We start from the raw sequence: 22,145 nt of genomic DNA on the forward strand, positions 1-22,145 counted from the left end.
ACGAACCCGGTCGTCCAGGGCGGTACCGCACTCGCCAGCTCGGCCGGTCTGCACCAAGATGAAATGTCGGTTTATATTGCCGGAGTTCCAACACGCTCGCGCCGGAATGGTTGACGACGTATACGGAGCGGTCGATTTTCTGAAAACACCGAAGTGGCTCATGGGAGAGCATCAGTCATGCAACCGGAACACGCTTCAGATCTCGCGACGACTCGCCATGCAGGTGCGGAAGGCAGCACGCACGCGCCGATACCCTCGATCGTTCCGGCACAAACCGCGCTGATCGTGATGCACTACCAGACCGACATCCTCGGCCTCTTTCCGTCAGTCGCCCCCACCCTGCTCGCCAATACGCGCAAGCTGTGCGATGCAGCCCGGGCGAGCGGTGTCCACGTCTGCTTCGCGAATCTCCGCTTCAGCCCCGGCTATCCGGAAGTCAGCCCCCGCAACAAGAACGGGCAAGGGATCAAGCAACTCGGCCTGTTCGTCGACGACGGCCCGTGCCCGGAGCTCGGCCGGCTAGACAGCGAGCCGCTGACTATCGCGCATCGCGCGAGCGTGTTCTTCCGCACCGACCTGCAGGCGCGGCTCATCGCGCGGGGTATCGATACGCTGATCCTGGTCGGGATTGCGTCGACCGGCGTCGTGCTGTCGTCGGTCGCACACGCCAGCGACGCGGATTTCCGGCTGTATACGGTGAAGGACTGCTGCTACGACCCGGATGAAGTCGTGCACGAGCATCTGTTCGCGACGGCGTTCGAGACGCGCACGACGGTGCTGTCGCTCGCGGACGCGCTGCGGCTGCTCGCTTAGGCGCACGATATCCACGCCACGCCGGCCGGAACGCTTCCGGCCGGCGCCTCGCGCATTACGCCGTGCGCAACTTCGCGCGTTACTTCGCGATATACACGCCCGACGTCGGGCACGTCCCCTGCGTATTCCCGTCCGTCACGAGCGACGCCGCGCTCGGAAACTGCGCGGTCGCGTTCGTCTTGACCGCGATCCACGCTTCCGTGAAATAGCTGACGCCATTGGTCTTCGTGCACTTCAGCGACACCGCGCTGCGCGTATTGCTGCCGAACGCGCCTTCGAACGCGGACAGCAGCTGGTTGCGCGTCACCGTCTTGCCCGCGTTGGCCTGCAGGAACGCGTTGAACGACGTGTTGCCGAGCCGGCTGATCATGCCGGCCGCCTGGTTCCAGTACGCATCCGGCGACGCCGAGTTCGAGCAGGTGCCGTGCTTGAACCATTCGTGCTTGTCGAGGCACGACGCCACGCCCGGCATGTAGGTCGACAGCGTGCTGCGGGTCGCGGTGCTGACCGGATACGCATCCATGCTGCACCACTGGTGCGCGTTGTCGAGATCGACGTCGCTCTGCGGCACGCCGCAGTAGAACGGCTGGTTGCCGTCGTACCGGTTCGGCCAGAGACCATGCAGCGACAGGCTCGTCGCCGCGTACGTGCCGGCGAGGTTCGTACACTCCGGCGTGTCGTGCGACGCGCAGAAGCCGGGTTCCCACGAAGCAGCGAGCAGCAGGTAGTCGTAGCTGGTCTGCGCGACGGCGTGCAGCGAGGCGGATGCGACGGCGATTGCGGCCGCGGCGCGGGCGAGCGTCTTGAGCATGGCGTTTCCTCGGAAAAGGCTTGCGGTCGCGGGATGCGCCACAAGGTTGTCGAATGTCTGCCCGCGATTGTTGCTCGCGCAACGTGGCATCAATATGAAGGTGGACGAAGGAATTCGTAGTCGAACGCCACCCTTGTCAGCGCCGGCACCGGTACCAATACGCGCCCTTCTCCGCCGGAGACGCCGGCTCGCCCTGCAACGGAGCATCCCCACGATGACGGCCTGCCGGCCGGGCAGGCCCTATCGCGTCGCGATCGGAATGGGCAAAGCATCGAACTCGCGGACAGCATGCCCCTGCTCACGGCTCGCTGCTGCCAAGCTGCATGCGCGCACGCGCGGCCGAATCCGCGCCTTCGAGCGCGAGAATCTGTCACACGCCGATGCTCACGCGCCGGCCCTCGTCCGGCGCCACGCGATCATTTCACCGACGCGGCCTCCGATCCGCCGGACGACATCGCCGCGCTGTCCTGCTCGCGCCACGCGCGGCGCGACGCGATGATCGCCTGCACGGCCGAGCGCGCGACCTTCCACCACGCGAACGGACGCGGATCGGCGAGCATGCTGAGCGCGCGCGCATAGTCGAGCGTGAGCCCGGGCGTCCAGGCCATCGTCACCGCGCGCTTGCGGATCTGCGCGGCGACCCACAGCTCGGGCGTGAGCAGCAGCCGCACGAATGCGCCCCACCCGGCCCGCGTGCCCTTGAGCCGCCACACCGCGCCGTCGAGCGCCGCTTCGAGCGCGTTCGACACGGTGCTCGAACAGTTGCGGTGCGTGAGGTTGTACGTGACCGTCTGCCGATACGACGACCAGAACGCGGCCAGCTTCGCCGGATCGTAGTTGCGGATCCGCACGCGCACGGTCGACGGACACCACGCCTTCGACTCGGTCGCATAGTCGGGCTGGAACAGCCCGGGCACGTCGTTCTCGCGCGTCGCGCGCAGGATCCGTGTGAATTCATCGGGAGAACGATCGATCTCGACGGCCGGATACAGGCTGATGTAGATACCCTCGGGCGACTCCAGCGCCGCATGGCCGGTGGAGATCACGCCGTTGACGTCCACCGCCGCGATGTAGCGGTCGATCACCGGATAGCGCTGCGCTTCGGCCTTCGACGTGCCGGTCGGCGTCCACACGTGCACGGTCAGCGCGTGCTCGTGGTCGGCCGGCGGGCCGTCCCATTCGGATTGCGTGAAGCGCGGGAGGTCGGCAGCCGTGTCGATGTCAGGCACGATCGCCGGCGCCGGCGACGTGACGAACGCGGGGTTGCGCGTCAGCCGCCGCACGCGCGCGGCGAGGCTCAGCATGTGCATGCCGCCGAACATCAGCAGCAAGCCGAGGCAGTACGGCACGGTGCCCACATAGTGAGTCGGATACGGCTGGTAGAAGAAGATCGCGAGCAGGATCTCGACGACGCCCCACGCGAATGCGACGTGCCAGCGCCGGTAACGCACCATCCACGCGGACGTGCACTGCAGCAGCCCGTCGACGAGAAACAGCGTGCCGAAGATCATCGACAGCAGGAAGTGTCCGTGATGATGGCCCGCGAACACGAGCGCGGCGGCCACCACGACCGCGATGCCCTTCACGTAGCGCAGGATGCGCTGCCCGCCGACGCCGCTGCCGGCCACCGCGAGCGTCGCGAGCCCCTCGATCAGGAACAGCCACGCGAACAGTTCGATCGGAAAATGCAGCGCGCCGTCGAGTGCGTCGACGAAGATGCCGACGCCCGCGACGACCCACAGCCAGCCCAGCACGGTCAGTCCACGCCAGCGCGTTCGCAGATATTCGATGCCCAGCAGCAGCAACACCAGTCGTACCATGGCGCCCTCGTATTGATTTTTTCGGGATACGCGCAGATCACGCGCCTCCGGTCGTGCCGATCATGCATCGTGCGATGCGGAAGTCGGACGGTGGCAATGCTGACCGGCGCGTCATGCGTCGACATGTCCAATCACGGCCGGCGCGCTCCGCTTTCGCCGAATAATAAGATATGGCGGAGCCGGTTGAAAGCCTGGCGAAAACATTGCCGGCGGAGCCGGACGCCGGGCGTGTCGATAGAGACGGCGCGATTGGCGGGGTTGCGGCTGCTATTCCGCCGAAGGTTTCGACGTACCGTCCGGGATGGCCGCACCGTTGCTCGATCAGCCGTACACGATCTAAGCTCGGCATGTCACGATGGCGATCGCAGGTCTGGATCTCACGATACAGCGCACACCGATCACCGCCGACGGCACACCCGCCCTTGGCGGACGACGCGCGTTCCGATCGGGTTCGTCGTAATCCAGGCATCCCGGAAATGACGGCCCCATTCATCCATTGCGCAACGCGGCGCCTGCGCGGCCCGCATCCCGAACGGAATACGAACATGCCCGCCTCACCGCTTCACACCCCGCCGCTCGGCCCGCAACTCAAGCGTTGGCGCACGCTGCATCGCGTGAAGCAGAGCCATGCTGCCGAGTTGTTCGGCGTCGCCCAATCGACGATCTCGCGCTGGGAAGCCGGCATCCAGCAGATGTCGCCGGACGAGCGCGCGACGGCCGAGCGGCTGCTTGCCGCGCGTCTCGATTCGGCGGGCGACCACGCGCTCGCGCGGCTGATCGCGAGCAGCACGGCGCGCATGCATCTCGTGTGTGACCTCACGCACCGTCTGCTCGCGTGCTCGCCGTCGCGCGCGGCCGAGTTCTCGCGGCCGCTGCCGACGCTGCTCGGCACGTCGCTGTGGCGCTATGCGTCGCCGGAGATCGTCCGCATGGAAGCCGCGCTCGAACCGCTCGGCTGGCACGATCACGCGGGGCCGCCGAGCGTCGAATTCGCAACCGGCGCCAATGCGTCGCGCGTCGTGCCGATCCGCGGCAGCACCTGCCGATGGACGCGGATGACGCTGTCGGACGGCTCCGCCGCGCGCCTCGTCGAAACGCTATAGCACGCGCGGCGGTCGCGGGGTACGAGCGCGGCGCGCATATTTCATGCGTCGACGCAGCGCGGCCGCACGGCGTACGCTTGACGGCACGATTCGAGCATTCCCACCAGCCATGAACCTCGACACGATCCACGCGCGGCTCGATTTCCTGCGCGAAGCCGAACGCCTGAAAGACGTGCTGCGCAGCGGCCACACGTCGAGCGGGCGCGCCGAAAGCACGGCCGAGCACAGCTGGCGGCTGTGCCTGATGGCGCTCGTGTTCGCCGACGCGCTGCCCGACGTCGACACGACGAAGCTGCTGAAACTGTGCGTCGTCCACGATCTCGGCGAAGCGCTGCACGGCGACATCCCCGCGATCGAGCAGGCCGCGCATCCGGACAAGAGCACGCACGAACGCGACGACCTGCTCACGCTGACGGCCGGGCTCGATCGCGCGCTGCGCGACGAGATCGTCGCACTGTGGGACGAATACGAGGCGGCGGCATCACCGGAAGCGCGCGCCGCGAAGGCACTCGACAAGCTCGAGACGATCCTGCAGCACAACCAGGGCAGCAATCCGCCGGACTTCGACTACGCGTTCAATCTCGGCTACGGCCGGCGCTACACCGACGCGGCACCGCTGTTCAACGCGATCCGTGCGATCGTCGACGCGGACACGCAACGCAGGATCGACACACGCGGCGACGGCGCGTAAGCGCGCGGAACCAGCCGCGCACCACACCGCGTGCGGCAATCGCACAAGATGCGCACGCACCTGAACGGACGGGAATCGGCGCGATGCCCGCGCGCGGCGAGGAACACGACCGGCCGATGATGACGCTCGTTGCCGCGTCACGGCAACGACGCGTCACCCGACGCGCGGCGCACGCGTCATTCACACACCGTCACCCCCCGCCGCGCCGGCGCGAACGCCACCGCGCTTGCCGTCGCGAGCACGGCCACGCCGGCCGCGCCGTACACCATCACCCAGCCGAAGCCGTGCACGAGCGCCGCGTGCAGCGCCGCACCGTTCGGGTCGGCCTTGGCGAGCGCCGGCGCGATCGCCTGCAGCCCGTCGGTGCGGCCCGACGCGATCTGCTGCGCCAGCGCGCGCAGCGCCTCCACATCGACCGCTCCCGCGACGCCGGCCTTCAGGCTCGCGACGATCCCCGCGACCAGCACGAAGCCCATCGTCGCGATGTTCAGCGCGAGCGAGATCATCCGCGCGCTCATGTCGATGCCCGACGCCATCCCGGCCCGCGAACTCGGCACCGCGCCCGTCGTCGTGTTCGTGACCGGCGTGTTGGTGAGCCCGAGCCCGATGCCGGCGATCACGCAGCCGGGCAGCATCGTGAGCCAGCTCGCGTGCTCGACGCCGCTGCCGATCCGCATCAGCGCGAAGCCGGCCGCGATCGTAAACAGGCCGCCCGGAATCACGACGCCTGGCCCGTAGCGCAGCGCGAGCCGCTCGCCGAACGGCGGCGCGACCAGCGTCGGCAGCGTGTACGCGAGCAGCGCGAGGCCGGCCATCACGCTGTCGTAGCCGAGCGCGACCTGGAACCAGATCGGCAGGTAGATCATGAACGGCCAGAAGCTGAAGTTCATCCCCATCGAGCCGAAGATCGCGCCTGTGAACGCGCGAATCCGGAACACGGAGAAGTCGAACATCGGCCGCGCGCTCGTGCGCTCCGCGACGAAGAAGCCGGCCAGCGCGAGCACGGTCGCGCCGAGCACGCCGAGGCCGGCCGCACTCGTGAGCCCCAGCTCCGCGCTCTGCGTGATATAGAACGCGAGACCGAGCACCGCGAGCGACAGCGTGACGATGCCCGCGACGTCGAGCGTGCCCGCATGCGGATCGCGCGACTCCTGCACCGCGCCGCAGATCAGCACGAGCGCGACGGCCGCGAGCGGCGCATGCACGAGAAACACCCACGGCCAGCTCGCCGCTACGACGATCGCGCCGCCGACGATCGGCCCGAAGCCGAGGCCGATCCCGAACACGATGCCCCAGATCCCGAACGCGCGGCCACGCTCGCGCCCTTCGCGGAACTGATGCGACAGCACCGCGATCTGGCAGATCAGCATCGCGCCGCCGCTCGCGCCCTGCAGCAGCCGGCCCGCGACCAGCACCGGCACGTTCGGCGCGAGCCCGCACAGCAGCGAGGTCGCGCCGAACAGCACGGTGCCGATCACGTACACGCGCTTGCGGCCGAACCGGTCGGCGAGCGTGCCGGCCGCCATCAGCACCGTCGTGCACGCGATCGTGTACGCGTTCATGATCCACTGCATGCCGTTGAAGTCGCCGTGCAGCACGCGTTCGAGCGTCGGCAGGATCACCGGCACGCTCGAGATCTCGAGGCCGAACATCAGCGACGTGAGACAGACGGCCGCCAGCGCGACCGCATTCCTGCGGGAGTCGGATAGGGTCATGCGTATTGCGCGACGGCCCTCGACAGGCCGTGCGCCTCCAGGTGAGAAGGATGCGCCGCGTGCGGCCGGCAACGCACGCTGAGCGGGAATCGGTACTATAGTGAGAATTTCCCTCCCCATTGACGCGTCCACTTCCCCGGACTCGGGAATCACAGGACGCAATCAGGGCAACCCCAGCACGCCCCGCCATGACCGACAAACTCGACGGCGTAACGACCTTCGTCCAGGTCGTGGAATCCGGCAGCTTCGCGCTCGCCGCGGAACGGCTCGACATGACGCGCTCGGCGGTCGGCAAGGCGATCGCGCGGCTCGAGAAGCGGCTCGGCGCGCGGCTGCTGCAGCGCACGACGCGCAGCCAGAGCCTGACCGACGACGGCCAGGCGTACTACGACCGCTGCGTGCGCGCGCTGGCGGAGCTGGAAGCGGCCGAAGCCGATCTCGATTGCGGCCGCAACGAAGCGCGCGGCAAGCTGCGGCTGAGCGTGCCGCTCGCGTTCGGGCATCACTGCGTGACGCCGATCGTGCTCGATCTCGCGCGCACCTATCCGCACCTGCGGATCGACGTGTCGATCACCGACCGCTTCGTCGACCTGGTCGAGGAAGGCATCGACCTCGCGGTGCGGATCGGTTCGCTCGCGGACAGCACGAGCCTCGCGGTGCGGCGGCTCGGCACGCAATACGGAAGCCTCGGCGCCGCGCCGTCGTATCTCGCGCGCTACGGGATGCCGCAATCGCTCGACGATCTGAGGAACCACCGGACGATCGCATACTCACGCTCGGGCGTCGCGCAGCCGTGGGACCTGCGCGCGCCGGACGGCTCGACGGTGCGCATCGACATGCCGCACCAGCTCAGCTTCGACGACGTGCAGGCGATCGCGGCGGCCGGCGCATCGGGGTTCGGGATCGCGTGGCTGCCGAGCTGGCTGCTCGATCATTACGTGAAGCGCGGCGAGATGGTCGTCGTGCTCGATCGCTGCTTCGTATGCGAAGGCGACATTCACGCGATCTGGCCGAAAACGCGCTACCTGCCGCGCAAGACGCGCTGCGTGATCGACGCGCTCGTGCAGGCGGTGCCGCCGATGATCGAGCGGCCGCAGCCCGCGAGCATCAAGAAAACCGGTTGAAACCGACGCGCCGCACGGGCGCGCCGGGCCGTCACGCGGCGCTCACGCCGCGCCGAGATCGGCGAGCGGATGGGCGAACAGCTTCCACGGCGACGTCAGGAAATGCCGCACGCGCTCGGCGCGCAGCTCGACGAGCGACGCCGGCGCCCAGCGCGGCTTGCGATCCTTGTCGACGAGATGCGCGCGCACGCCTTCGCAGAAGTCGCCCTCCTCGATCGCGCGCGCGACGATGCCGAGCTCCATCCGGAACGATTCGGCGAGCGTCATCTGGCGGCCGCGCAGCAGCGCTTCGCGCGTCACGCACAGCATCGTCGGCGAATGGCCGGCGAGTGCATCGAGCGTCGCCTGCAGCCATTGACGATGCTCGCGCGACAGCTCGTCGCGCGCGAGCTCCTGCGTGAGCGTCGCGACGATCCGCTCGACGGTCGAGCGCTTGTCGAAGTGCCGGACGATCCACGCCGTCTGCGTATCGAGCGCCGCATGCGGCACGACGTTGCACGGCGGCTCGAACACCTTGCGCAGCGCCGGCAGCACGTCGCCGTCCCATTTGATGCTGTCGATGCGCGTCTCGAACGTATCGAGCCACGCCGACGGCACGCACAGATCCGCGAGCTTCGCGCTCAGCGCGTCGGCACCCGACAGCATCGCGCCCGTCAGCCCCACGTACAGCTCGAGCTCGACCGGCATGCGCGACAGGAAATGCGTCGCGCCGACGTCGGGCACGAGGCCGATGCGCGTCTCGGGCATCGCGATCTTGCTGCGCTCGGTCGCGACGCGCAGCGCCGCGCCTTGCGCGAGCCCCATTCCGCCGCCCATCGTCACGCCGTCCATCAGCGCGACCACCGGCTTCGGGAACGTGTGGATCGCGTAGTCGAGCCGGTATTCGTCGACGAAGAACGGCAGCCAGGTCTCGCGCTGCGCGACCATCCGGTGCAGCGCGCGCACGTCGCCGCCCGCGCAGAAGCCCTTCTCGCCCGCGCCGCGCAGCACGACCGCGACGATCTGGTCGTCGGTGCGGCAACGCTCGAGAAGCGCGGCCAGCTCGCCGATCATCGAATAGGACAACGCATTGAGTGCGGCCGGCCGGTTCAGCGTAATGAGCGCCACGCGGTTCACCACGCGAAACAGCACCTCCGGCGCGGGTTGCGCGAAGCTGTCATGAGTCGTCACCGGCGTGCTCATCGTTGCGACTCCCCGTCGGTGTGCCATTGCGGCGCGCGCTTGCCGAGAAACGCGGCCACGCCTTCGCGCGGATCGTTCGTGTCGAACAGGTCGACGAAGCGCTCGCGCTCGACCGCGAGCGCCGCGCTACGCGGCACGCCGCGGCGCGCGAGGCCGATCAGCTCCTTGCTGTAGGCGACCGCATGCGGGCTCTGCCGTGCGACGTTGCGCGCGAGCGCCAGCGCCGCATCGCGGGCCGCGCCGCTTTCGACCACGTCCTCGACGAGGCCGATCCTGAGGGCCGTCGCCGCGTCGACGCGCGTGCCGGCCAGGATGATCTTCTTCGCCCAGCCTTCACCGACGAGCCAGGGCAGCGTCTGTGTGCCGAGCCCGCACGGCAGCAGGCCGACCGACGGCTCGGGCAGCGCCATCTGCGCGTGCGTCTCGGCGATCCGCAGGTCGCACGCGAGCGCGCATTCGAGGCCGCCGCCCATCGCATAGCCGTTGATCGCCGCGATCGTCACGACGCGCGCGTCGTGCAGCGCCTCGAATGCCGCGCCGAAACGCGCGGCCATCGCGCGCGCGACCGCGCGGTCGCCGTCGGCGAACGTATTCAGGTCCGCGCCCGCGCTGAAGAACTTCGGGCCGTCTCCGGTGATCACCAGCGCGCGCACGCGCGGGTTCGCATTCAATTCGGCGACGGTGGCCTGCAGCTGCTGCAGCCCGTCGGCGGTGAAGGCGTTCGCGGGCGGACGCTTGAGCGTCGCGCACGCGATCGCGCCGTCGTCGACGTAGTCCAGTTCGATCATGAGGCGTCCTTCTTGGTGGCCGGTTGGTACAGGCGGATCACCGCCGAGAAATCGAGCTGCCCATCGCCGCGGCTGCTCATCGTCTGGTACAGCTGCTGCGCGAGCGCACCGAGATAGACGGGCTGGCGCGCCTGCTTCGCGGCGTCGTTCGCGAGGCCGAGATCCTTCAGCATCAGGTCGGTGCCGAAGCCGCCGCTGTAGCCGCGCGACGACGGCGCGGTGTCGATCACGCCCGGATACGGGTTGTAGGTGTCCGAGCTCCAGCAGCGGCCCGTCGACGTGTTGACGATGCCGGCCAGCACCTTCGGGTCGATGCCGAGCGCGACGCCGAGCGACATCGCTTCCGACACGGCCGCCATCGAGATGCCGAGCACGAGGTTGTTGCAGACCTTCGCGACCTGCCCCATCCCCGTCGGCCCGCAGTGGACGATGTTCTTGCCCATCCCGGCGAGCACCGGCTTCACGCGCTCGAAATCCGCATCGCTGCCGCCGACCATGAAGGTCAAGGTGCCGGCCGCCGCGCCGCCGGTGCCGCCCGACACCGGTGCGTCGACGAACGCGCCGCCGTGCTCGCGCACGAGCGCGCCGAACGCCTGCGCGCTCGCCGGGTCGATCGTGCTCGAATCGATCACGGTCGCGCCGGCGCCGAGGCCGGCCAGCACGCCGTTCTCGCCGGCGAGCACCGAGCGCACGTGCGGCGCGGCCGGCAGCATCGTGATCACGAAGGCCGCGCCCGATGCCGCGTCGCGCGGCGATGCGGCGACCTGCGCGCCGGCGTCCTGCAGCGCGCGCAATGCGTCGGCGCTCAGGTCGAACGCATGCACTTCATGGCCGGCCTTCAACAGGTTCAGCGCCATCGGCGCACCCATGTGGCCCAGTCCGATAAAACCGATCTTCATGTTCGTGTCCTCCGCGGCTCAATGCAGCCGGATCGTCGTGTTCACCGGGCCGGCCGTCGTGTCGTCGTCGAACCAGCGCGCGGTGACCGTCTTGGTCTGCGTGTAGAACTGCACGACCTGCTTGCCGTACGGGCCGAGATCGCCGAGCTTCGAACCGCGCGAACCGGTGAAGCTGAAGAACGGCACCGGCACCGGGATCGGGATGTTGATGCCGACCTGGCCGACGTCGATCTCGCTCTGGAACTTGCGTGCCGCCGCGCCGCTCTGCGTGAAGATGCCCACGCCGTTGCCCATCGGGTTCGCGTTGACGAGCGCGATCGCTTCGTCGAGCGTGTTGGCTTCGAGCACGACCAGCACCGGACCGAAGATCTCGTGCGTGTAGATCGACATGTCGGTCTTTACGCCGGAGAAGATCGTCGGGCCGACGAAATTGCCCTCCTCGTAACCGGCCACCTTCACGTCGCGGCCGTCGAGCTCGAGCTTCGCGCCTTCCTTCACGCCCGCTTCGATCAGCGACAGGATGCGCGCCTTCGCTCCGCGCGACACGACCGGACCGACGTCGGTGCCGGCTTCCGCGCCCGCGTTCACCTTCAGCAGCTTCGCCTTCGCGACGAGATCGGGCAGCCAGTCGCGCGCCTCGCCGACCAGCACCGCGACCGACGTCGCCATGCAGCGCTGCCCGGCCGCGCCGAAGCCCGCGCCGACCAGCGCGTTGAGGGTCTGCTCGCGATTCGCATCGGGCAGCACCACCGCGTGGTTCTTCGCGCCCATCATCGACTGCACACGCTTGCCGTGCTGGCTGCCGAGGTTGTACACGTGCGTGCCGACCGCCGTCGAGCCGACGAACGAGATCGCCTTCACGAGCGGATGCGTGCAGATCGCGTCGACGACTTCCTTGCCGCCGTGCACGACGTTCAGCACGCCCTTCGGCACGCCGGCCTCGATCGCGAGTTCGACGAGCTGCATCGTCGACATCGGGTCTTGCTCGGACGGCTTCAGCACGAACGTGTTGCCGCATACGATCGCCATCGGGAACATCCACAGCGGAATCATCGCGGGGAAGTTGAACGGCGTGATGCCCGCGCACACGCCGAGCGGCTGGCGCAGCGTGTAGGTGTCGACGCCGCCCGCGACGTTCTCCGCGAATTCGCCGAGCTGCAGCGTGCCGATCGAGCACGCATGCTCGACCACTTCGAGGCCGCGGAAGATGTCGCCTTCGGCATCGGGCAGCGTCTTGCCCTGCTCGGCCGTCAGCGTCTTCGCGATGCGCTGCAGGTTCGCGCGCACCAGATCCTGGAACTTCAGCATGATGCGCATGCGCGCGGCGATCGGCGTGTTCTTCCACGTCGCAAACGCGGCGTGCGCGGCCTGCACGGCCGCGTCGACTTCGGCGACGGTCGCGAACGGCACGCGCGCGAGGACCTGCTGCGTCGCCGGGTTGACGATGTCGCGCCACTCGCTCGTGGTGGACTCGACGAAGGCGCCGTCGATCAGCAGCTTGACCGTCGGCACGTCTTGCCCCGTGCGGGGCGTCGGATTCGCGTTCATCAGTGCACTCTCCTTGCAGTGGGCCGCATGGCGTGATGCCACGCGCGGCCGGTTCGGTTCAGTCCGGTGACGGGCGACGCACGGCAAAACGCGGCGCGCGCGGCCCGCGGCCGGTCATTTCAGTTCGGCGGCGAAATCTTCTTCCCAGTATTCGCCGGGCATCCGCGTGGTCGCATCGTCGCCGCGCTCGATCTCGCGGCGGCGCAGCTCGACGCGGCGGATCTTCCCCGAGATGGTCTTCGGCAGCTCCGCGAACTGCAGGCGGCGAATGCGCTTGTACGGCGCGAGCTTCTCGCGCGAGAAGCGGAAGATCTCCAGCGCGAGCGCGGGGCTCTCCTCGTAGCCCTGGCGCAGCGTGATGAAAGTCTTCGGCACCGACAGCCGCAGCGGGTCCGGGCTCGGCACGACGGCCGCTTCCGCGATCGCCGGATGCTCGATCAGCACGCTTTCCAGTTCGAACGGGCTCAGCCGGTAGTCGGACGACTTGAACACGTCGTCCGCGCGGCCGATGTACACGTAGTAGCCGTCGTCGCCGCGCATCGCGATGTCCGACGTGCGGTAATGGCCGTCGCGCATCGCGTGGGCAGTCGCGTCGGGATTGTTCGCATAGCCGGTCATCAGGCCGACCGGGCGCGTCACGCCGGCGCCGATCGGCAGCGCGACCTCGCCTTCGGTCACCGGCGCGCCGTCCGGGTCGAGCAGCGCGATCCGGTAGCCGGGCAGCGGCCGCCCCATCGAGCCCGCGACGACCGGCTGGCCCGGCGCGTTGCCGATCAGGCAGGTCGTCTCGGTCTGGCCGTAGCCGTCGCGAATCGTGATGCCCCACGCCTTCTTCACGCGCTCGATGATCTCGGGATTGAGCGGCTCGCCCGCGCCGACGATCTCGCGCAGCTTCACGTCGAACGACGCGAGCGGCTGCTGCACGAGCATGCGCCACACGGTCGGCGGCGCGCACAGCGTGGTCACCTGGTATTTGACGAGCGCATCGAGCACGACCTTCGGCTCGAAGCGCGCGTAGTTGAACGCGAACACGCACGCCTGCGCATTCCACGGCGCGAAGAAGCAGCTCCATGCATGCTTCGCCCAGCCCGGCGAGCTGATGTTCCAGTGGATGTCGCCCGGCTGCAGGCCGACCCAGTACATCGTCGACAGGTGCCCGACCGGATAGGTGCGATGCGTATGCTCGACGAGCTTCGGCTTCGACGTCGTGCCCGACGTGAAGTACAGCAGCATCGGATCGCTCGCGTGCGTGACGGCGTCCGGCTCGAACGCGGCGCTCGCCGCATAGCCGTCGTTCATCGCGAGCCAGCCCGCGCGCGGCGCGCCGGCGACGATCTTCTGCTTAAGGCTGAGATCGGCCTGTTCGAACTTCGCGGTTTCGTTCTCGTCGACGATCGCGTATTTCGCGCCGCCGATCTGCACGCGATCGCGCACGTCGTCGGCCGACAGCTGCGTGGTCGCGGGCAGCACGATCGCGCCGAGCTTCATCGCGGCGAGCATCGCGTCCCACAGCTCGACACGGTTCGGCAGCATCAGCAGGATCCGGTCGCCGCGCACGACGCCGATGCCGCGCAGCCAGTTCGCGATCCGCGACGAGCGCTCGGACATCTGCGCGAACGAATACGGGTCACCCGTGCCGGTTGCCGCGTCGACGATCCACAGCGCGGGCTTGTCGTTGCCGCGCGCCATCGGGTCGAAGTAGTCGAGCGCCCAGTTGAACGCATCGAGCACCGGCCATTCGAAATCGCGGTAAGCGGTTTCGTAGTCGGTGCGATGGCGCAGCAGAAAGTCGCGTGCGTCCAGGAATGCCTGTACCGTCATCGTGTCGTCTCCAGTCTCCATGCCCAGCGGTCAACCGGGCACGCGCTGCAGCGCATGCCCGGTTCCGTATCGCGCGGCGCACGGTCACGTCGTTGCGTGCCGCGTTTGCCGCGCTGCCCTCGTGCCCTGCCTGTTTGCCTGCCTGTATGTCTGGTTGTTTGCGTGGTTGTCGATGGAGCGCGCGTCGCGACTCAAAGCTGTCGCGCGATCACCATCCGCTGCACTTCGCTGGTGCCTTCGTAAATCTGCGTGATGCGCGCGTCGCGATAGTGACGCTCGACTTCGTAATCGACGAGGTAGCCGTAGCCGCCGTGGATCTGGATCGCGTCCGAGCACACGCGCTCGGCCATCTCGGACGCGAACAGCTTCGCCTGCGATGCTTCCGACAGGCACGGCAGACCGGCCGTGCGCAGCTTCGCCGCGTGATGCACGAGCAGGCGCGCCGCGTTGATCTGGGTGGCCATGTCGGCGAGCTTCTGCTGGATCGCCTGGTGCTCGGCGAGCGGCTTGCCGAACTGCACGCGCTCGCCCGCATAGCGGCGCGCCTTGTCGAATGCGGCGCGCGCGATGCCGAGCGCCTGCGCGGCGATGCCGATGCGCCCGCCTTCCAGGTTCGACAGCGCGATCTTCAGCCCTTCGCCGCGATTGCCGAGCAGGTTCTCTTCCGGAATCGCGCAGTTCTCGAACGTGATCGGGCACGTATCGGATGCGCGGATGCCCATCTTCTTCTCCGGCTTGCCGACGATGAAGCCCGGCGTGTCGGTCGGCACCAGGAACGCGGAAATGCCGCGCTTGCCGGCTTCCGGATCGGTCATGGCAAAAACGATCGCTACGCCGGCGCGCTGGCCGTTGGTCACGAACTGCTTCGCGCCGTTCAGCACCCACTTGCCGTCGCGCAGCTCCGCCCGCGTGCGCAGGTTGTGCGCCTCCGAGCCGGCCTGCGGCTCGGTCAGGCAGAACGCGCCGATGATGCGGCCCGCCGCCATCTCGGCCAGCCAGCGATCCTTCTGCGCGGGCGTGCCGAAGCCGAGGATCGGCCCGCAGCCGACCGAGTTGTGCACGCTCATCATCGTCGCGCAGGCGGCGTCGCCCGCCGCGATCTCTTCCATCGCCAGCGCATAGGCGACGTAATCCGTATACGCGCCGCCCAGCTCCTGCGGCACGATCATCCCGAGCAGGCCGAGTTCGCCGAGCTGCGCGACGACGGCGTCGGGCAAGTGCGCGTCGTGGTCCCACTGCGCGGCGTTCGGTGCCAGCACCTCGGTGGCAAAAGCGCGCGCGGCGTCGCGGATCATCCGCTGGTCTTCGGTGTAAAGCTCGTCCATGGCGCTGCTGTCTCCCGCGGCCGCGTACCGCGACCGACCTTTCGTTTCGATGCAACAAGTGTAGGCAAGCGCGCGCGACTGTTCGATGCTCGCGCCGCTCATTTACACTGAGCGTTTTTGCCATACCGGCGGCTTCGATGAAGCAGGAAGAGAAGGGAACCGTCGCGATCAGCCTCGTCGCCTACAGCGTCGCGCTCGCCACCCGGCGCGGCGTCGCGGCCGAGCCGCTGCTCGCGCAGGCCGGCATCGCGCCCGCGCTGCTCGCGCAGCCGCGCGCGCGGGTGTCGGCGCAGCAATACGGCGCGCTGTGGAACGCGATTGCGCGCGCGCTCGACGACGAGTTTTTCGGGCAGGATCGCCACCCGATGCGCAGCGGCAGCTTCATTGCGATGAGCCAGGCCGCGCTATCCGCGCAGGACGGGCTGCACGCGATGGCGCGCGCGGTGAATTTCATGCACTGCGTGCTCGACGACCTGCACGCGGAGCTCGACGCGAACCCGCAGCGCGTGCGGCTGCGCTTCGTGCACCGCAACAGCGCCGCGGCGCCCGCGATGTTTACGTACGCGACCTATTTCATCATCGTGTACGGGCTCACCTGCTGGCTGATCGGGCGACGCATCCCGGTGCTGCACGCGAGCTTCCGCTGCGACACGCCGCCGGCCGACCACGAATACCCGTCGATGCTGTGCGACGACATGCGCTTCAACCAGCCCGATTCGTATGTCGATTTCGATCCCGAATTCGCGACGCTGCCGGTCGTGCAGAACGCGAAGACGCTGAAGACCTTCCTGCGCAACGCGCCGGCCAGCTTCATCGTCAAGTACCGCAACCCGAACGCGCTCGCGCAGCGCGTGCGCACGGTGCTGCGCGGGATGCCGCCCGCCGCGTGGCCCGGCGCCGGCGGGATGGCCGCGCGGCTGCATGTGGCCGAAGCGACGCTGCGCCGCAAGCTGCACCAGGAAGGCCACGCGTACCAGTCGATCAAGGACACGCTGCGGCGCGACCTCGCGTTCGAGGCGCTGGCCGATCCGGCGCGAACCATCGCCGACGTCGCGGCCGCCGCCGGTTTCGCGGAACCGAGCGCGTTCTACCGCGCGTTTCGCAAATGGAGCGGGCGCAGCCCGGCCGAGTACCGGGAAGAAGCGCTCGCGCGGGGCGGCGGCACTGGCTGAGTGCGCGGCCGGCGGCACCGCCTTCGCGCTTTCCGCCGAAACCGCCTAATCTTCAAATATCGGGCCAACGCCCTTTCCGCGAGCCGGACGGCGTGCGGCCGCGCGCCGCCCGGACGCCCCGATGCACATTCACCGTCATGGGCCGCCGCCGGCACCTGCATCGCCCGGCGCCCGCCCCCGTCACCCGCTGTCCGCGCGGGTCGCGCGCGCCGCGCTGTTCGCGGCGCTGCTCGTCGTGTGCGCGGCGGTTGCCGCGCCGCCCCCCGCTACCCAGCCCGTCGCCGCGCCGCCTGTCGTCGTGATTCCGGTCAACGGCGCGATCGGGCCGGCCAGCGCCGACTTCATCGTCCGCTCGCTCGACCGCGCGGCGCGCGAGCACGCGCCGCTCGCGATCCTGCAACTCGATACGCCCGGCGGGCTCGACACGTCGATGCGGCTGATCATCAAGGCGATCCTCGGCTCGCCGGTGCCGGTCGCCGCGTTCGTCGCGCCGGGTGGCGCACGGGCCGCGAGCGCCGGTACCTATATCGTCTACGCGAGCCACATTGCCGCGATGGCGCCCGGCACCAATCTCGGCGCGGCATCGCCGGTGCAGTTCGGCATCGGCGGCGGCGCGCCGGGAGCGCCGGGAGCGCCTGGGGCGCCAGGTGCGACGAAGCCGTCGCCGGCCGGCGCATCGGGCGCGTCCGGCGCATCCGCGACACCGGCCGAGTTGCCGAACGACACGCAGTCGACCGAGATCCGCAAGGCGACCCAGGATGCCGCCGCGTACATCCGCGGCCTCGCGCAGTTGCGCGGACGCAATGCCGCGTGGGCCGAGCGCGCGGTGCGCGAGGCGTTGAGCCTGTCGGCAACGGAGGCGCGCGCGCAGCATGTCGTCGACCTGGTCGCGCAGGACCCGGCCGACCTCGCGCGCCAGCTCGACGGCCGCACCGTGACGACGACCGCCGGCACGCTGCACCTCGCGACCGCGCATGCGCCGCTCGTCGTGCTGGCGCCCGACTGGCGCAGCCGCTTCCTGTCGATCATCACCGATCCGAACGTCGCGCTGATCCTGCTGACGATCGGCATCTACGGGCTGTTCTTCGAGTTCGCGAATCCCGGCTTCGTGCTGCCGGGCGTCGCCGGCACCATCTGCCTGCTGATCGGGCTGTTCGCGATGCAGTTGCTGCCGGTCAGCTATGCGGGCCTCGGGCTCGTGCTGCTCGGGCTCGGCTGCCTCGTCGCCGAGGCGTTCCTGCCGACCTTCGGCGTGCTCGGTTTCGGCGGGATCGTCGCCTTCACGATCGGCGCGCTGATGCTGATCGATACCGACGTGCCCGGCTACGGCATTCCGTGGCCGGTGATCGTGGGCCTCGCGGCCGGTGGCGGGCTGCTCGTCGCCGTCGTATCGAGCGTCGCGCTGCGCGCGCGGCGGCGGCCGGTGGTGACGGGCGCCGAGGCGATGGTCGGCAGCATCGGCGAAGTGCTCGACGACGGCCTGCACGCCGACCAGCCGCAGGGCGCGGCCGGCGCCGCACCGTCGGCGGCGGGCTGGGCGCGCGTGCACGGCGAGCGCTGGCGCGTCGCGAGCAGCACGCCGCTGGCCGCCGGTTGCCGCGTGCGCGTGACCGGCCGCCACGGGCTGACGCTCACCGTCGCGCCGCTCTACGACGTGCCGGTACACGAACAACAACACCAGGGAGCACCGTCATGATGGGCTACACGTTTGGCTTCAGCAGCGTCCTGATCGTCTTCATCGTGGTGCTCGTCGCATCGTCGATCCGCATCTTCCGCGAGTACGAGCGCGGCGTCGTCTTCATGCTCGGCCGGTTCTGGAAGGTGAAGGGGCCGGGGCTCGTGCTGATCATCCCGATCGTCCAGCAGGTCGTGCGGATCGACCTGCGCACCGTCGTGTTCGACGTGCCCGCGCAGGACGTGATCACGCGCGACAACGTGTCGGTGAAGGTCAATGCGGTCGTGTATTTCCGCGTCGTCGATCCGGAGAAGGCCGTGATCCAGGTCGCGCGCTTCTTCGAGGCGACGAGCCAGCTCGCGCAGACGACGCTGCGCGCGGTGCTCGGCAAGCACGAGCTCGACGCGTTGCTCGCCGAACGCGAGCAGTTGAATGCCGACATCCAGAAGACGCTCGACGCGCAGACCGATGCGTGGGGCATCAAGGTGTCGACGGTCGAGATCAAGCACGTCGACCTGAACGAGACGATGATCCGCGCGATCGCGCGGCAGGCCGAGGCCGAACGCGAGCGGCGCGCGAAGGTGATCCATGCGGAAGGCGAACTGCAGGCGTCGGAAAAGCTGCTGCAGGCCGCGCAGCGGCTCGCACTTCAGCCGCAGGCGATGCAGCTGCGCTACCTGCAGACACTGACGACGATCGCGGCGGACAAGAATTCGACGATCGTGTTTCCGCTGCCGGTGGATCTGCTGGGGGCGTTGCTGGAGCGATTGAGGCCGCCGCGCGAGTCGTGAGACGCGCGGGCGCCGGCATGCACGACGCCGCGGCCGATGCCGATGCCGATGCCGACGCCAACGCTCGGGCGCGGGGCCGCGGCGGCCGGTAGCCGGTAGCCGGTTGCCGGTTGCCGGTAGCCGGTTGCCGGTTGCCGGTTGCCGGTTGCCGGTTGCCCGTTGCCCGACCCGCGCCCGGCCCGCGTCAGGCCAGCAGCTTGCGGTCGGTCTTGCCGTACTTGATCGACTTCTCGTCCGGGATCATCAGCCCCGTGTGCTCGTCGCGCCCCTGCAGCAGGAAGCGCGCGTCCGGCTTGCCGATCTGCTCCGCCGCGAGCTTGCTGTCCGCGCCGATCTCGCCCTTCTTCATCCGGTTCACGATCACGCCAGCCGCGGTGTCCTTGAAGTCGCGCAGCATCCATGCGTCGCCGTCGCTGTCGCCGAACACCAGCAGCGGGCCGTAACCCTTCTTCGACGCGAGGACGTTGCGGATGCCCACCGTCTTGCCGGGCCCCCAGTTGAAATGCCAGCCGGCCGGATAGGTGCTCGTGTACTTGCCGTCCTGCATGTCGAGACGCAGGCCGATCACGTTCTCGGGCGGCACGCCGTAACCATAGTTCGGATTGCCGGCGAATACGCGCACGACATCGTCGAGCGACGCGGTGCTCACGTACACGTCGATGCCGTTCGCACGCAGCGTATGCATCACCGCGCGGATTTCCTCGTGAATGCGGATGCCGTGGAAATGCGTGTCGGCCACCACGCCGGCCTTGCCCGGCAGCGCTTTCGGGCTTTCGTAGCGGACCTTGCGCAGCGCGTCGCCGATCCCGTAGTTGTTCGACGCTTCCGCCATCGCCTGCAGCTCGGCGGTCGTCATGTTCTTGTAGAAATAGATGATCCACTTGTAGCCGACTTCGAGCGGATGCGTATCGCAGATCGCGTCGTACATGAAGTACAGCTTCGCGCGAAAATCCTTGAACTGGTCGGTCTCGCGAATCTCGTCGAGGCTCTTGTCGCCGCCGAAACCCTTGTAGTTCGCGTAGAGCCAGCGGTAGTCGGACTCGACGTCGGCGGCGAGATCCTCCATCGTCACCGGCTTGCCGTCGACGGTCGTATAGTCCTTCATGAACGCGCCCTTCGGCACGTCCTTCCACATCACGCCGACGAACTCGTCCGGCGTCAGCTTGTACTGCAGATGGTTGATCTGGTACATCAGCAACGCTTCTTCGCAGTCGTTCATGATGCACGTGTTGTCCCAGTCGAACACCGCATACGGGCGGCGCTTCCCGTCGTAGCGCGCGCTCGCGACGCCGTGCTGGTCGAGCACCGCCTGCAGGCGCGCGGCGTTGAACGGCGACCAGCGGCCCGGGTCCAGCGCGTCCGGCGCGGTCGCGCTCTTCGCGCCGGCCATGCCGGCCTTGAGCATCAGCGGCGTCGCAGCGGTCGCCGCGGCCAGGGTGTTCATGAACTTGCGGCGTTGCATGGTCTGTCTCCACAGGAAGGTCGAATCGGCTTCGGTCGCTGCCCCCGCGCGACGCGCGGCACACCGGCCCCGCGAAGCCGCGAAGGCTTCGAATCGGGGGCGAATGATGTGACGAAATTATTTCGGCAATTTGACAGCGTCGCGCCGCGACACGACAGGGAGTTGATCCAGCGCGACATGCCAGGCCCGCGCCGCGGCCTCGCGTGGCGCTCCCCGGCCGGCTGCCCCGCTCGGGATGCGTGCGCAGCGACGGCCATCCGCCCCGACCGCCGCAAACCTAGAGCTTCCCCTCCATTTCGGCCTTCATTAGGAGAAATCCTCACCTCCGCGCCACGTCGAACCCGCTATGATCTTTACATCGATCAATGACACATTAAATGCTGACTGAATAACCCGCCGCCGGATCACCGGCGGATGCATTCCGGTTCAGCGCCCCAGCCTTGCACCGGACCCGCGTCGCGCCGACGCGCAAACGCGGGCCGACACATGGAGACGCATCATGACCGCCCACCATCCGCTGCCGGAAGTCCACCTCGACGAGCTGCCGCAATTCCGCGCGGTCCAGCAGCTTGCGTACCGCTGCGTCGAGACCGTCGGCGCGATGCTCTACCCCGGCATCACCGAGAAGGAAGCCGCGCGCCTGCTGACCGAATGGCTGCAGGACAACGGCGTGCACGACTGGCTGCACAAGCCGTTCGCGTGGTTCGGCGACCGCACCGCGTTCCAGGGCTTCTCGGGCCTGAAGCACATGGGCGGCTTCAACCTCGCGTTCTTCCCGAGCAACCGCCAGCTCGAAACCGACATGCCGGTGATCCTCGACGTCGCGCCCGTGCTCGACGGGATCGTCGCGGACGTCGGCTACGCGCACTGCCTCGGCCACAACCCGATCCTCGAACAGCTGCAGGACGACCTGATGGACCATCGCGACCTGATCGTGCAGCTCGTGAAGGCGCGCCGCCCGATGGCCGAGGTCGCGCAGGCGGTCGACGCGCTGTGCCGTCGCCAGGGCGTCGAGCCGCGCCACAAGGCCTATCCGTTCAAGGTGCTCGCGCATCGCGTCGCGAAGATCCACAAGCTGTCGAAGCCGCGCTTCGTCGCGCGCTTCGGGCTGAACGCGACGCGCAACCTGCTGCTCGACCAGGGCCGCGCGGCGAAGCAGCAGGGCTGGTCGCCGCTGTGGTCGATCGACCGCCGCTCCGAGCATGCGCCCGTGCCGGGCCTGTGGGCCGTGGAGCCGCATCTCGGCTTCGCCGGCGTCGGCGCGAAATTCGAGGAGCTGCTGGTGATCACCGACGACGACGCGTACTGGCTCGACGACGACCTGCCGCACGTGCGCCGCTGGCAGCGCCGCCAGGCCGAACGCGCGCCGGCCGTCGCGACCGTGCAGGCCGCCGCCTGACACGCA

General features: G+C 68.7%; 18 protein-coding genes. 8 read left to right on the forward strand and 10 right to left on the reverse strand.

What is annotated here, in order from left to right; genetic code table 11:
• Positions 1-177: 177 nt before the first annotated feature.
• Complete coding sequence (locus DIE12_RS31720; protein WP_124523257.1) at positions 178-813, forward strand: isochorismatase family cysteine hydrolase; 636 nt, start codon at positions 178-180, stop codon at positions 811-813.
• 79 nt (positions 814-892) lie between these two features.
• On the opposite strand, the gene DIE12_RS31725 is transcribed toward DIE12_RS31720, so the two are convergent.
• A complete protein-coding gene (locus tag DIE12_RS31725) occupies positions 893-1,624 on the reverse strand; it encodes a ribonuclease T2 (RefSeq protein WP_124523259.1) in 732 nt (243 codons plus the stop codon).
• A gap of 416 nt (positions 1,625-2,040) precedes the next feature.
• On the reverse strand, positions 2,041-3,444 hold the full coding sequence (locus tag DIE12_RS31730; protein ID WP_124523983.1) for an HdeD family acid-resistance protein: 1,404 nt from the start codon (positions 3,442-3,444) through the stop codon (positions 2,041-2,043).
• Positions 3,445-3,989: 545 nt separating this feature from the next.
• On the opposite strand from DIE12_RS31730, the gene DIE12_RS31735 reads away from it, so the two are divergent.
• Both DIE12_RS31735 and DIE12_RS31740 read left to right on the forward strand, forming a co-directional pair.
• A complete protein-coding gene (locus DIE12_RS31735) occupies positions 3,990-4,547 on the forward strand; it encodes a helix-turn-helix transcriptional regulator (RefSeq protein ID WP_124523263.1) in 558 nt (185 codons plus the stop codon).
• 109 nt (positions 4,548-4,656) lie between these two features.
• The gene (locus DIE12_RS31740; RefSeq protein ID WP_124485288.1) at positions 4,657-5,238 is read left to right on the forward strand and encodes an HD domain-containing protein; all 582 of its coding nucleotides are present in this window, start codon (positions 4,657-4,659) and stop codon (positions 5,236-5,238) included.
• A gap of 176 nt (positions 5,239-5,414) precedes the next feature.
• Here the strand turns inward: DIE12_RS31740 and DIE12_RS31745 are convergent, their stop codons facing one another.
• Positions 5,415-6,953, reverse strand: a complete 1,539-nt coding sequence (locus DIE12_RS31745) for an MFS transporter (RefSeq protein ID WP_124523265.1) — start codon at positions 6,951-6,953, stop codon at positions 5,415-5,417.
• 188 nt (positions 6,954-7,141) lie between these two features.
• On the opposite strand from DIE12_RS31745, the gene DIE12_RS31750 reads away from it, so the two are divergent.
• Positions 7,142-8,077 (forward strand): LysR family transcriptional regulator, encoded by a 936-nt coding sequence (locus DIE12_RS31750; protein WP_124523266.1) that lies wholly within the window; start codon positions 7,142-7,144, stop codon positions 8,075-8,077.
• A 42-nt stretch (positions 8,078-8,119) separates the two neighbouring features.
• On the opposite strand, the gene DIE12_RS31755 is transcribed toward DIE12_RS31750, so the two are convergent.
• The 6 genes from DIE12_RS31755 to DIE12_RS31780 form a co-directional block, all read right to left on the reverse strand.
• Positions 8,120-9,259: an enoyl-CoA hydratase/isomerase family protein gene (locus DIE12_RS31755; protein WP_124523267.1), complete on the reverse strand. Its 1,140-nt coding sequence runs from the start codon at positions 9,257-9,259 to the stop codon at positions 8,120-8,122.
• On the reverse strand, positions 9,256-10,047 hold the full coding sequence (locus tag DIE12_RS31760) for an enoyl-CoA hydratase (RefSeq protein WP_124523269.1): 792 nt from the start codon (positions 10,045-10,047) through the stop codon (positions 9,256-9,258). The genes DIE12_RS31755 and DIE12_RS31760 overlap by 4 nt, the downstream gene beginning before the upstream one ends.
• Positions 10,044-10,946, reverse strand: a complete 903-nt coding sequence (mmsB, locus tag DIE12_RS31765; protein WP_044846886.1) for a 3-hydroxyisobutyrate dehydrogenase — start codon at positions 10,944-10,946, stop codon at positions 10,044-10,046. Before mmsB ends, DIE12_RS31760 begins: the two co-directional genes overlap by 4 nt.
• Positions 10,947-10,964: 18 nt before the next feature.
• Positions 10,965-12,494, reverse strand: a complete 1,530-nt coding sequence (locus DIE12_RS31770) for a CoA-acylating methylmalonate-semialdehyde dehydrogenase (protein ID WP_124523271.1) — start codon at positions 12,492-12,494, stop codon at positions 10,965-10,967.
• A gap of 114 nt (positions 12,495-12,608) precedes the next feature.
• The gene (locus DIE12_RS31775; protein WP_124551443.1) at positions 12,609-14,315 is read right to left on the reverse strand and encodes an AMP-binding protein; all 1,707 of its coding nucleotides are present in this window, start codon (positions 14,313-14,315) and stop codon (positions 12,609-12,611) included.
• Positions 14,316-14,506: 191 nt separating this feature from the next.
• Positions 14,507-15,640, reverse strand: coding sequence for an acyl-CoA dehydrogenase family protein (locus tag DIE12_RS31780; protein WP_044846910.1), 1,134 nt, complete (start codon positions 15,638-15,640; stop codon positions 14,507-14,509).
• A gap of 137 nt (positions 15,641-15,777) precedes the next feature.
• On the opposite strand from DIE12_RS31780, the gene DIE12_RS31785 reads away from it, so the two are divergent.
• From DIE12_RS31785 to DIE12_RS31795, 3 genes are all read left to right on the forward strand, one after another.
• The gene (locus DIE12_RS31785) at positions 15,778-16,812 is read left to right on the forward strand and encodes an AraC family transcriptional regulator (protein WP_124523275.1); all 1,035 of its coding nucleotides are present in this window, start codon (positions 15,778-15,780) and stop codon (positions 16,810-16,812) included.
• Positions 16,813-16,933: 121 nt separating this feature from the next.
• Positions 16,934-18,508 carry a nodulation protein NfeD gene (locus DIE12_RS31790; protein WP_124523277.1) on the forward strand — a complete coding sequence of 525 codons (1,575 nt, stop codon included), beginning with the start codon at positions 16,934-16,936 and terminating at the stop codon, positions 18,506-18,508.
• Positions 18,505-19,278, forward strand: a complete 774-nt coding sequence (locus tag DIE12_RS31795; RefSeq protein WP_124523279.1) for a slipin family protein — start codon at positions 18,505-18,507, stop codon at positions 19,276-19,278. Before DIE12_RS31790 ends, DIE12_RS31795 begins: the two co-directional genes overlap by 4 nt.
• A 184-nt stretch (positions 19,279-19,462) precedes the next feature.
• Here DIE12_RS31795 and DIE12_RS31800 read toward each other — a convergent pair whose 3' ends face one another.
• A complete protein-coding gene (locus DIE12_RS31800) occupies positions 19,463-20,740 on the reverse strand; it encodes a haloacid dehalogenase-like hydrolase (RefSeq protein ID WP_044846880.1) in 1,278 nt (425 codons plus the stop codon).
• A gap of 499 nt (positions 20,741-21,239) precedes the next feature.
• Between DIE12_RS31800 and DIE12_RS31805 the strand changes: the two genes are divergently transcribed.
• Positions 21,240-22,139, forward strand: a complete 900-nt coding sequence (locus DIE12_RS31805) for a M24 family metallopeptidase (RefSeq protein ID WP_044846879.1) — start codon at positions 21,240-21,242, stop codon at positions 22,137-22,139.
• Positions 22,140-22,145: the final 6 nt, after the last annotated feature.

The sequence above is a fragment of the Burkholderia sp. Bp9015 genome, assembly GCF_003853505.1.
Taxonomy (GTDB): Bacteria; Pseudomonadota; Gammaproteobacteria; order Burkholderiales; family Burkholderiaceae; genus Burkholderia.

Excerpts from the sequence above, each read along its gene's own strand:
- DIE12_RS31775 (WP_124551443.1), bottom strand. The coding sequence starts at position 14,315 with ATGACGGTACAGGCATTCCTGGACGCACGCGACTTTCTGCTGCGCCAT.
- DIE12_RS31770 (WP_124523271.1), bottom strand. The coding sequence starts at position 12,494 with ATGAACGCGAATCCGACGCCCCGCACGGGGCAAGACGTGCCGACGGTC.
- DIE12_RS31720 (WP_124523257.1), top strand. The coding sequence starts at position 178 with ATGCAACCGGAACACGCTTCAGATCTCGCGACGACTCGCCATGCAGGT.
- mmsB (WP_044846886.1), bottom strand. The coding sequence starts at position 10,946 with ATGAAGATCGGTTTTATCGGACTGGGCCACATGGGTGCGCCGATGGCG.
- DIE12_RS31785 (WP_124523275.1), top strand. The coding sequence starts at position 15,778 with ATGAAGCAGGAAGAGAAGGGAACCGTCGCGATCAGCCTCGTCGCCTAC.
- DIE12_RS31805 (WP_044846879.1), top strand. The coding sequence starts at position 21,240 with ATGACCGCCCACCATCCGCTGCCGGAAGTCCACCTCGACGAGCTGCCG.
- DIE12_RS31800 (WP_044846880.1), bottom strand. The coding sequence starts at position 20,740 with ATGCAACGCCGCAAGTTCATGAACACCCTGGCCGCGGCGACCGCTGCG.
- DIE12_RS31780 (WP_044846910.1), bottom strand. The coding sequence starts at position 15,640 with ATGGACGAGCTTTACACCGAAGACCAGCGGATGATCCGCGACGCCGCG.
- DIE12_RS31740 (WP_124485288.1), top strand. The coding sequence starts at position 4,657 with ATGAACCTCGACACGATCCACGCGCGGCTCGATTTCCTGCGCGAAGCC.
- DIE12_RS31735 (WP_124523263.1), top strand. The coding sequence starts at position 3,990 with ATGCCCGCCTCACCGCTTCACACCCCGCCGCTCGGCCCGCAACTCAAG.
- DIE12_RS31725 (WP_124523259.1), bottom strand. The coding sequence starts at position 1,624 with ATGCTCAAGACGCTCGCCCGCGCCGCGGCCGCAATCGCCGTCGCATCC.
- DIE12_RS31750 (WP_124523266.1), top strand. The coding sequence starts at position 7,142 with ATGACCGACAAACTCGACGGCGTAACGACCTTCGTCCAGGTCGTGGAA.
- DIE12_RS31745 (WP_124523265.1), bottom strand. The coding sequence starts at position 6,953 with ATGACCCTATCCGACTCCCGCAGGAATGCGGTCGCGCTGGCGGCCGTC.
- DIE12_RS31755 (WP_124523267.1), bottom strand. The coding sequence starts at position 9,259 with ATGAGCACGCCGGTGACGACTCATGACAGCTTCGCGCAACCCGCGCCG.
- DIE12_RS31790 (WP_124523277.1), top strand. The coding sequence starts at position 16,934 with ATGCACATTCACCGTCATGGGCCGCCGCCGGCACCTGCATCGCCCGGC.
- DIE12_RS31730 (WP_124523983.1), bottom strand. The coding sequence starts at position 3,444 with ATGGTACGACTGGTGTTGCTGCTGCTGGGCATCGAATATCTGCGAACG.
- DIE12_RS31795 (WP_124523279.1), top strand. The coding sequence starts at position 18,505 with ATGATGGGCTACACGTTTGGCTTCAGCAGCGTCCTGATCGTCTTCATC.
- DIE12_RS31760 (WP_124523269.1), bottom strand. The coding sequence starts at position 10,047 with ATGATCGAACTGGACTACGTCGACGACGGCGCGATCGCGTGCGCGACG.